We start from the raw sequence: 3,429 nt of genomic DNA, 5'->3' as shown, positions 1-3,429 counted from the left end.
AAACGCAAAACCGCCCCCATTGGATGGAGGCGGTTTTGCGTATTTATGTTTGGATTTGGTTGCGGGGGCAGGATTTGAACCTGCGGCCTTCAGGTTATGAGCCTGACGAGCTACCGGGCTGCTCCACCCCGCGCCAAGAGCGTCGAACTTTCGTTGTGACGCTTGAAGTCTGTTATCAAACAAAATGGCCGCTTGAAGCGGCCCGTTGTTTTCGGCTTGGGCCGATGGTGTTTTGAGAAGATTTCGGACGTTTTGATTTGAACGTACCGGACATATTGCCATTAGCAGACCTGGCAGCGACCTACTCTCCCGCGTCTTGAGACGAAGTACCATTGGCGCAGGGGCGTTTCACGGCCGTGTTCGGAATGGGAACGGGTGCAGCCACCCCGCAATAACCACCAGGTCAGCTAAGGGCAATATGTGAGAAGCTGGTACAGGGATATTCCTGTTTTTGGTATGAACACGTTTTGGCATCATCGCCCGGTTATGTCCGGGCCGATGAGCATGGTCAATGAGAACGATCAAGCCAATCGAGCTATTAGTAACGGTAAGCTTCATGCATTACTGCACTTCCACACCCGTCCTATCAACGTGGTAGTCTTCCACGGCTCTGATAGGGAATACTCGTTTTCAGGTTGGTTTCCCGCTTAGATGCCTTCAGCGGTTATCCATTCCATATATAGCTACCCTGCTATGCCGTTGGCACGACAACAGGTCCACCAGAGATATGTCCATCCCGGTCCTCTCGTACTAGGGACAGATCCTGTCAATATTCCTACACCCACGGCAGATAGGGACCGAACTGTCTCACGACGTTCTGAACCCAGCTCACGTACCGCTTTAATTGGCGAACAGCCAAACCCTTGGGACCTGCTCCAGCCCCAGGATGCGATGAGCCGACATCGAGGTGCCAAACAACCCCGTCGATATGGACTCTTGGGGGTCATCAGCCTGTTATCCCCGGCGTACCTTTTATCCGTTGAGCGATGGCCCTTCCACACGGGACCACCGGATCACTATGACCGACTTTCGTCTCTGCTCGACTTGTCAGTCTCGCAGTCAGGCGGGCTTATGCCATTGCACTCGACGACCGATTTCCGACCGGTCTGAGCCCACCATCGCGCGCCTCCGTTACTCTTTCGGAGGCGACCGCCCCAGTCAAACTACCCACCATACACTGTCCCGGATCCGGATGACGGACCGCGGTTAGACATCCATGACGATAAGGGTGGTATTTCAAGGATGGCTCCACGAAGACTGGCGTCCCCGCTTCAAAGCCTACCACCTATCCTACACATGCCGACACGAATGCCAGTGTAAAGCTATAGTAAAGGTGCACGGGGTCTTTCCGTCTGACCGCAGGAACCCCGCATCTTCACGGGGAATTCAATTTCACTGAGTCTATGTTGGAGACAGCGGGGAAGTCGTTACGCCATTCGTGCAGGTCGGAACTTACCCGACAAGGAATTTCGCTACCTTAGGACCGTTATAGTTACGGCCGCCGTTTACTGGGGCTTCGATTCAAAGCTTGCACCTCTCCTCTTAACCTTCCAGCACCGGGCAGGCGTCAGACCCTATACGTCGTCTTGCGACTTCGCAGAGCCCTGTGTTTTTGATAAACAGTCGCTACCCCCTGGTCTGTGCCACCCCAAAACACTTGCGTGCATTGGGGTCACGCTTCTTCCGAAGTTACGCGTGCAATTTGCCGAGTTCCTTCAACATAGTTCTCTCAAGCGCCTTGGTATACTCTACCTGACCACCTGTGTCGGTTTCGGGTACGGTCTATACGGTGGAGCTATTTCCTGGAACCGCTTCCTCGCCCAGACAATCCAATAAGTCTGAACAAGTTACGCAATCCGTCACTACCACCAGGCCCACGAATATTAACGTGGTTCCCATCGACTACGCATTTCTGCCTCGCCTTAGGGGCCGGCTAACCCTGCTCAGATTAACTTTAAGCAGGAACCCTTGGTCTTTCGGCGAGGGGGTCTCTCACCCCCTTTATCGTTACTCATGTCAACATTCGCACTTCCGATACCTCCAGGGCCCCTCACAGGTACCCCTTCACAGGCTTACGGAACGCTCCGCTACCACGTGGATAAATCCACATCCTCAGCTTCGGTGCATGGCTTTAGCCCCGTTACATTTTCGGCGCAAAGACCCTTATTTAGACCAGTGAGCTGTTACGCTTTCTTTAAATGATGGCTGCTTCTAAGCCAACATCCTGGTTGTTTTGGGATCCTCACATCCTTTCCCACTTAGCCATGACTTGGGGACCTTAGCTGGAGGTCAGGGTTGTTGCCCTCTTCACGACGGACGTTAGCACCCGCCGTGTGTCTGCCGACTAGTACTCCTCGGTATTCGGAGTTTGGTTAGGATCAGTAAGACGGTGAGTCCCCATAGCCCATCCAGTGCTCTACCCCCGAGGGTATTCGGTCGACGCACTACCTAAATAGTTTTCGCGGAGAACCAGCTATTTCCGAGTTTGATTGGCCTTTCACCCCTAGCCACAAGTCATCCCGATCTATTGCAACAGATATGGGTTCGGCCCTCCAGTTGGTGTTACCCAACCTTCAGCCTGCTCATGGCTAGATCACTCGGTTTCGGGTCTAATGCAACTAACTCAATCGCGCTATTAACACTCGCTTTCGCTGCGCCTACACCTACCGGCTTAAGCTTGCTAGTTACACTAAGTCGTTGACCCATTATACAAAAGGTACGCCGTCAGGCTTGCGCCCTCCGACTGCTTGTAGGCATCCGGTTTCAGGTTCTATTTCACTCCCCTTGTCGGGGTGCTTTTCACCTTTCCCTCACGGTACTTGTTCGCTATCGGTCATGCACGAGTACTTAGGCTTGGAGAGTGGTCTCCCCATGTTCAGACAGGATTTCACGTGTCCCGCCTTACTCAAGGACAACAAGTGTTCTACGCCTACGGGGCTGTCACCCACTTTAGCCAAGCTTTCCAACTTGTTCGGCTTTATTCCTTGTTGCCACTGGCCTGGTCCGCGTTCGCTCGCCACTACTTGCGGAGTCTCGGTTGATGTCCTTTCCTACAGGTACTTAGATGTTTCAGTTCCCTGCGTTCGCTTCTAACCCCTATGTATTCGAAGGTTAGATACCTTATCACAATGCTTGGAAACCCAAGCCGATCTTGCGATCAGTTTGGATTCTCCAAGCATTTAAGGTGGGTTTCCCCATTCGGATATCCATGGATCAAAGCTTATTCGCAGCTCCCCACGGCTTTTCGCAGCGTATCACGTCCTTCTTCGCCTGTGCATGCCAAGGCATCCACCAAATGCCCTTACGACACTTAATCGTTCTCATTGCCAATGCTCATCATTCAGTCAATCATTCCGCAGAACGACCAACAGACCGGGCTACCTTTTACAACCCAGTCAGATCAACGATGCCATCGACGTGTTCGACAAG

General features: G+C 52.8%; 1 tRNA gene and 2 rRNA genes. All 3 read right to left on the bottom strand.

The features are described from left to right. Nucleotides 1–56: 56 nt before the first annotated feature. Nucleotides 57–133: transfer RNA gene (locus tag ACSV9I_RS22135), tRNA-Met, on the bottom strand. Between the two features lie 155 nt (nucleotides 134–288). Further along, a 5S ribosomal RNA gene (gene rrf, locus ACSV9I_RS22130) occupies nucleotides 289–403 on the bottom strand. Between the two features lie 114 nt (nucleotides 404–517). Beyond that, nucleotides 518–3,316: ribosomal RNA gene (locus tag ACSV9I_RS22125) — 23S ribosomal RNA — on the bottom strand. Between the last annotated feature and the right edge of the window lie 113 nt (nucleotides 3,317–3,429).

It is taken from the genome of Rhizobium sp. G187 (genome assembly GCF_051549525.1).
In the GTDB taxonomy this organism is placed as follows: domain Bacteria; phylum Pseudomonadota; class Alphaproteobacteria; order Rhizobiales; family Rhizobiaceae; genus Allorhizobium.
Note: the sequence above shows the minus strand (reverse complement) of the source record. Positions and strands in the feature narration are given on the sequence as shown.